The sequence below is a fragment of the Alphaproteobacteria bacterium 33-17 genome, from assembly GCA_001897445.1.
Lineage (GTDB): Bacteria > Pseudomonadota > Alphaproteobacteria > Rickettsiales > 33-17 > 33-17.
Genome location: MKSX01000019.1, coordinates 1 through 6,851 on the forward strand (window position 1 = coordinate 1; position 6,851 = coordinate 6,851).

At 35.2% G+C, this 6,851-nt stretch carries 5 protein-coding genes and 2 tRNA genes; 5 read left to right on the forward strand and 2 right to left on the reverse strand.

All coding sequences use genetic code 11. The features are described from left to right. The first annotated feature begins 88 nt into the window (after positions 1–88). The 4 genes from BGO27_07045 to BGO27_07060 all read left to right on the forward strand — a co-directional run bounded on the left by BGO27_07045 (position 89) and on the right by BGO27_07060 (position 1,657). A tRNA-Arg gene (locus BGO27_07045) sits at positions 89–165 on the forward strand. A gap of 81 nt (positions 166–246) precedes the next feature. After that, a tRNA-Arg gene (locus tag BGO27_07050) sits at positions 247–323 on the forward strand. 30 nt (positions 324–353) lie between these two features. Next, on the forward strand, positions 354–878 hold the full coding sequence (locus BGO27_07055; GenBank protein ID OJV13740.1) for an inorganic pyrophosphatase: 525 nt from the start codon (positions 354–356) through the stop codon (positions 876–878). 23 nt (positions 879–901) lie between these two features. Next, positions 902–1,657: a hypothetical protein gene (locus BGO27_07060; protein OJV13741.1), complete on the forward strand. Its 756-nt coding sequence runs from the start codon at positions 902–904 to the stop codon at positions 1,655–1,657. Positions 1,658–1,728: 71 nt separating this feature from the next. Here the strand turns inward: BGO27_07060 and BGO27_07065 are convergent, their stop codons facing one another. Both BGO27_07065 and BGO27_07070 read right to left on the reverse strand, forming a co-directional pair. Continuing rightward, positions 1,729–3,255 carry a hypothetical protein gene (locus tag BGO27_07065; GenBank protein OJV13742.1) on the reverse strand — a complete coding sequence of 509 codons (1,527 nt, stop codon included), beginning with the start codon at positions 3,253–3,255 and terminating at the stop codon, positions 1,729–1,731. Between the two features lie 55 nt (positions 3,256–3,310). Then, positions 3,311–3,892, reverse strand: coding sequence for a hypothetical protein (locus BGO27_07070; protein OJV13743.1), 582 nt, complete (start codon positions 3,890–3,892; stop codon positions 3,311–3,313). Between the two features lie 146 nt (positions 3,893–4,038). On the opposite strand from BGO27_07070, the gene BGO27_07075 reads away from it, so the two are divergent. After that, positions 4,039–6,225 carry a bifunctional (p)ppGpp synthetase/guanosine-3',5'-bis(diphosphate) 3'-pyrophosphohydrolase gene (locus tag BGO27_07075; protein OJV13744.1) on the forward strand — a complete coding sequence of 729 codons (2,187 nt, stop codon included), beginning with the start codon at positions 4,039–4,041 and terminating at the stop codon, positions 6,223–6,225. Positions 6,226–6,851: the final 626 nt, after the last annotated feature.

Sequence of the window (6,851 nt, forward strand, 5' to 3'; positions counted from 1 at the left end):
ATAACAGGAGTGACGAATGAAATGTAGCTAAACCTACATGAATGAGAAAACGACCTACTTAATTTTACAATTTATCAAAGTTCATAACGCACCCTTAGCTTAGCTGGATAGAGCATTAGACTACGAATCTAAAGGTCGGGAGTTCGAATCTCTCAGGGTGCGCCACTTAACTTTAAGTAAAAAATCGTTATTTTTTACTTGCAAAATGCCTGATACTTAGTTATTATGCATCCTAATTTGAAATACGCGCTCTTAGCTCAGCTGGATAGAGCAACAGACTTCTAATCTGTAGGTCAGAGGTTCGAATCCTCTAGAGCGCGCCACTCCTTTTAAAAATTTAGTTAGGTATGTATATGGATATTGCAAAAGTAGGTCATGGCGACAAAGCTCCTGAAGAAGTGCATGTAATTATTGAAGTTCCTAAAAACTCTGATCCTGTTAAATATGAGTTTGATAAAGAATCTGGTGCTATTTTTGTGGATAGATTTGTTCATACCTGCATGTATTACCCTTGCAACTATGGTTTTATTCCTAATACACTTTCTGGTGATGGCGACCCTGTAGACGTACTTGTTGTAAGCAACTTCCCTGTAATTCCTGGTGCAGTACTAAAATCACGCCCAGTTGGTGTTCTTATGATGGAAGATGAGTCTGGGGTTGATGAAAAAATCTTAGCTGTTCCTGTTTCTAAACTTGAAAAACATTATGACAATATTAAGTCTTACAAAGATTTACCTCAAATTTTACTTGATCAAATTTCTCACTTTTTTGAGCATTACAAAGACTTAGAAAAAGGTAAATGGGTGAAAGTTAAAGAATGGCAAGACGCTGACAGCGCTAAAAAAATCATTCTTGAAGGAATTAAAAACTGTAAATAATTAATATTAACAATAATTTCAATATGATACACAGAATCAATAACGATACAAAAATAATAGTAGCAACATTTTATGCATTTTGCGATTTGGGCGATCTTACCAAATTACAAACCACTTTAATTCAATTATTCAAAGATATGGGAATTAAAGGCACTGTATTACTTGCAAAAGAAGGTATAAATTCCACAATTTCGGGATCACGCGCTGGTATTGACAACGTTATTTTATTCTTTGAATCAATTGGACTTATGGAAAAATTAATGTACAAAGAGTCACTTTCAGATGACTACCCTTTTGATCGCATTAAAGTTAAAATAAAGCCTGAAATTGTTACATTTAAACAAGATGTCGACGTACATAACTTAAAAGGCACTTATTTAAATTCCGAAGAATGGGATGCTTTAATGGAAGATCCTAATGCCATTATCATCGATACTCGCAATGATTTTGAAGTGCAAATTGGTACATTTAAAAACGCAGTCAACCCAAAAATAGAGCGCTTTACCGAGTTTGCTACCTGGCTTGAGGATAATTTTGAGAACCTTAAGGATAAAAAAGTTGGCATGATGTGTACAGGCGGCATTAGATGCGAGAAAGCTACGGCTTACCTTAAAAAACTTGGTCACGACGAAGTTTATCACCTACATGGCGGCATTTTAGAATACTTCATTGAAGGCGAGAATAAAAAAGGCAACTGGATTGGTGGCTGTTTTGTTTTTGATGATAGAAAAGTTCTTGATGACCATCAAAATACATTAGGGCTACCTGAAAATAATTAAATCCAGTAATTTGAATCAGTACTAATTTAGTAGAAATTCATTACTATAAAACTCTGTGTTATCATCTATAACTAATGAGGCGTTTTAAACCAATAAAAGGGTTTGGTTACCAGTTCTTTAAGCGCTTTATATGAAGCAAAGCTATGGCAAATAAAATAAAGCGGATAGAAAAAACACATTTGCCAGCGTGCCTTATATCCTTTTGTAAAATATGTATAAAATGCAAAAAATAGCTGGATAATAAAATTAGTCGCAACATTAGCATATGCAAGATAAGGCGATGCAAAATTGAGTCCAAATCCGTAATAAGCTAAAGTTAACAAAAACATCGGGAAAAGCGACGTAAATGCTAAAACCTGAATTGATATAAAAAAGTTAAAACCGATAAAGTTTTTAAGCCCAAAATGCGTTATCGAATATTTTATATTACGGTTATGCACTAAAAATGTTTGATAATATCCTTTTATCCACCTGCTTCTTTGACCTAACCAGCTATCAAGTCTTGTTGGGGCAGTTTCTTTTGTTTCGCTATCGATTACGCTTGTTATATAGCCATTTTTATAAAGCCTTATACCCAGGTCAGCGTCTTCCGTAACGTTATACGGATCCCATCCTGATACTTTTCTCAGTATATCCATTTTAAAGTGATTACTAGTCCCGCCAAGTGGTAAAGGCAGATTATATAAATAAAGACCTTTCAAATAATGGTTAAACCAAATATTATATTCTAAACTAAAGAACATTGAAATCCAGCTATCCTTGTAATTGGTCATATTAAGCCGCGCCTGAACGCATGCAAGTTTACCAGTTTCATCCTGACTAAACTTCATAATTGCTTTATAAAGCTGGTCGCTATCGGGAATATCTTCAGCATCATATATTGTTAAATATTCACCTCTTGCAAACTCAAGCGCAATTAGCATTGCTTTTGGCTTTGTTTTAGGTCCGACCTCGGGCATGATAATTTTTCGATGCGGAATACTTAAGTATTTTTCAGCAGCTTCAATTGTTTTTTTGTCATTTTCTTCAAGCAGTATTAAAATATCTAGCTTGTCTTTAGGATACTCAAGGTTATCTAAACTCTGGTTTATATGCTTTAGCATATTTGATTCCTTATATATAGGAATCATGATTGTGTACACAGGACAATTTTCATCATTTATTGCAAAAATATGTGGGCTTTCCTGAGGAGCATTTAAAGATTTTATAAATATCACAGATTTAAATATTATATCTGCAAATAATACGGCGCTAACTAATAAGTAAATACTGTAAACTAGCAAATCAATTTGAAAAACCCCTATGCAAGCAAGTAGCATACCCAAAATAATCATAATACGCTTTTGCTTACCGCTTATAACAAGCCTCGCCGATTCATGATAGCTGAACTTGTTTAGCTCATGAACATCCTGATTATTATGTATAAAATGTTTTACAATTTTTTGGCTAAGTTCGGTATCACTAATTTTTATAACATTTCCAAACTCATTAGCATGCGCCAAAGTACTATCACTTATATAAAATGTGCCAGAATCATTCTTATGCGGAAGAAACATGTTTCTGGCGCAATTTGCAAAATTTACTTCAATATTTGTCATTTTACTCCCTCCAAAGCTTAGATAAAATGACCCTTATCTCTATACTGGCAGTACTTTATTGCACATAAGTACCGAGATAATTGTAAACGTGGTTATCAACCTGATTTGCAACACCTGTTAGCAGGGACTTTGTTAAATCATATAACAGTCTTTCTTTCTGAGCAGGTGAGTCATCATTATTACCTGTATGCGCCATAGTTGCATTTACTTCCATAGTTGCTTTTGGTGTAAGCGCCCCTTTTTCAAAAATCTGGAAATTAAGCTCTACCCTGCCCTCATAATTAATATTCTGTTTTTTAACAAAAAGGTCTTTGTATGTTGTATCAACATGAACTTTTTTCTCAACGATTGAAGCATCTACGATAACAATTTTTAAAATATCTTCAGACCCACGTGTAGGAAAGAAGTTGTATTTTACCCAATCAGACACTGCTTTATCTGGAGAAATTGGCGCTAAATGCTCGGCATTAGGGTAAACCACAGGCGATTGATACAAATGCTCAACAACAATATCTTTCACATTAAAATTGTACCTGGCAAGATCATGATAGCTATAGTCGCTATATCTAATTAAATCATCGAAATCTGCACATGATGAAGCTAGTATTAAACTGCATGCTAGGAAAATATTTTTCATTATAAACCCCTGTAATATAGTATTTTATGAAAATTAATATACCACTTTAAATAGCAATTGCCAGCATAAACTTTACGCATTGCAAAAATGATGTTTTTTTGTTAAGATTACTTAACTGAAAATTAATATTAGAGATTTAAAATATAATGCATGCTGCTCTCGAGATAAAATGTGTTAAAGAACTCATTGACATGATCAAGAGTACCAATACCAAAGTAAACACAGACTTAGTACTTAAGGCGTGCGATTACGCTATAAGATACCATGGCGCTCAGCTTAGAGAATCTGGTGACCCTTACTACTCACATCCTATTGAAGTTGCAAAAATTGCCGCAAGTATGAAGCTTGATCAATCTTCTATTATTACTGCAATTTTGCACGACACTTTAGAAGACACTGTCTTAACATATGATGATATCAAAAGAGAGTTTGGCGAACATATTGCAAAATTAGTTGATGGCGTTACAAAACTTACTAAAATTGAGCATCAGCCAGAATATATTCGTCAGGCTGAAAGTTTCCGCAAACTATTACTTGCCCTTTCCGAAGATATTCGCGTGCTTTTAATTAAGCTTGCTGATCGTGTTCATAATATGCGCACCATAAAGTTTAAAGCACCTGAAAAGCGCATAAGAATCGCTAAAGAAACAATGGATATTTATGCAGCCCTTGCTGAAAGAATTGGTATGCAAAAAATTAAGCTTGAGCTTCAGGATTTATCATTTGCCGAGCTTTATCCAGATGCAAGGGAATCTATACTAAGCCGCTTAGAATACTTACGTGAGAAAGGCGCAACTGAAGTTGAAAATATCGTTCATGAACTTAGCGAAATGATGAAGCTATCGGGCGTTAATGCACGAGTATACGGACGTGAAAAAGCACCCTGCTCTATATGGTTTAAAATGCAGCGCAAAAACATTAGTTTTGAGCAGCTGTCCGATATTATAGCCTTCCGTATTATTGCTAACAATATCGAGGATTGTTACCGCGCTTTAGGCTTAATTCACTCACATTTCCAGATGGTTCCGGGTGAATTTATGGACTTTATCAGCATCCCTAAAGATAACGGTTATCGCTCTATTCACACCGTAGTTATAGGGCCTGCCCAGCATAGAATCGAAGTACAAATACGTACTGAAGAAATGCATGAAATTGCGGAGTTTGGGGTCGCGGCTCACTGGGTTTATAAGCAAGGCGAAGAATATAAAACTGAAGGCAAACAGTTTAAATGGGTTCGTGAGTTACTAAATATTATTGATAATTCAGAAGAATCAGCCGACGTTTTAGAAAATACAAAAATGCAAATGTACTATGATCAGGTATTTTGTTTTACTCCAGCGGGTCAGCTAATAGTCCTTCCAAAAGGCGCAACACCAGTTGATTTTGCATATGCTGTGCATTCAGATGTAGGGAATCACTGCGTAAGCGCTAAAGTTAATAGCCGTATTGTACCATTACAAATTCAACTCTCAAATGGCGATCAGGTAGAGATTCAAACATCTAAAACACAAACCCCTTCACCTGCTTGGGAAAAATTTGTAGTTACGGCTAAAGCAAGGGCAGAAATTAAAAAGTTTATTCGTACCCAGCAACATGGCGAATATCTACACCTCGGCAGAGCTATTTTAGCTAAAGAAGTTAGAAGCTTTAACGCAGAATTTACCGATGAAATGCTCATTAAACACCTTGGTTTATTTAAGAAAAATAGCATTCAGGATTTATACGCAGCTGTTGGTGAAGGCGCCATTGATAAAAAGGATATATTAACTGTTATTTACCCTGAACAATACAAAAAATCAACTCAGGTAGTTGCTAGCAAATCAAATAACTTACTGCAAAAGCTGAAAATTAAACGAAATAAAACTGCTAACTATTCAGCAGATAATAAGCTTTTAATAAAAGGGCTTACTCCAGGCGTTGCCGTGCATTACGCAACATGCTGTCACCCTATTCCAGGCGATCAAATAGTGGGGATTGTACATCAGGGCAAAGGTATTACAGTGCATACTGCTGATTGTGATAACCTTAACAATTATTCAGCAAATCCTGAAATGTGGTTGGAAATCTCATGGGACAAAGACTCCGCCGATGAAAGCTATATTGGTCGTATAAAAGTGGTACTAACCAATGAAATTGGCAGCCTTGCAACACTTACAAGCTCTATTGCCAAGGATCATGCCAATATTCATAATGTTAAGGTTGCAGGTCGTACCGAAGAGTTTTTTGAACTGGTTATAGATATTGCAGTACGCGGTTCTAAGCATTTAAATAACATTATTACAAACTTACGTTCAAAAAGCTGCGTATATTCAGCCGATAGAAGCAAGTTTTAGGAGCTACAGTTAAGTCTTTATAGTTCTGGTATGCGTCACTTCCCTACTTTACCGAAGCATTACTAGGCTTCGCTCGTCATTCCTGTACCGTAATTATAAAGACTTACCTATAACCCACGATATCTCTGCATGCAATTGTACTTCGCAATTTTTAAAAGTAGGGTTTATGCTTAAACCCTTGAGTTTTCTTAAATTTTCCAATTCCTTTGATTTAATGAGTAATACTATATATTCCTTATTTCCTAAAACTACGCTTATTAAGTCTGTTATATTAAAACAGGACTCGTTTTCAAAATATTTATAGTGAATTAAGTTTATGTTTGCACAGGAATGATGAACGAAATTTAGCAAAACCTACATGAGTGAAGAAATGACGCATGCAAACTTCAACTTAAAAAACTATTTCATAAAAGACAGATATATGCGCCCCTATAGAATAGTCTGGTTTTTCAAATTTAGTATCTTCTAACAGCGGATAAAGGTCGTGGATAAATCTATCATCTATTTTTAAGTAATAATATTTATCATTGTTGTATGGGTTCGGAGTATCGGTGACGGAATATTGGAGGAAAAGGGTTGACAATAAGTCTGAAAGGGCTGTTTAAGCGCCTTCTTTTTTCCTTTGT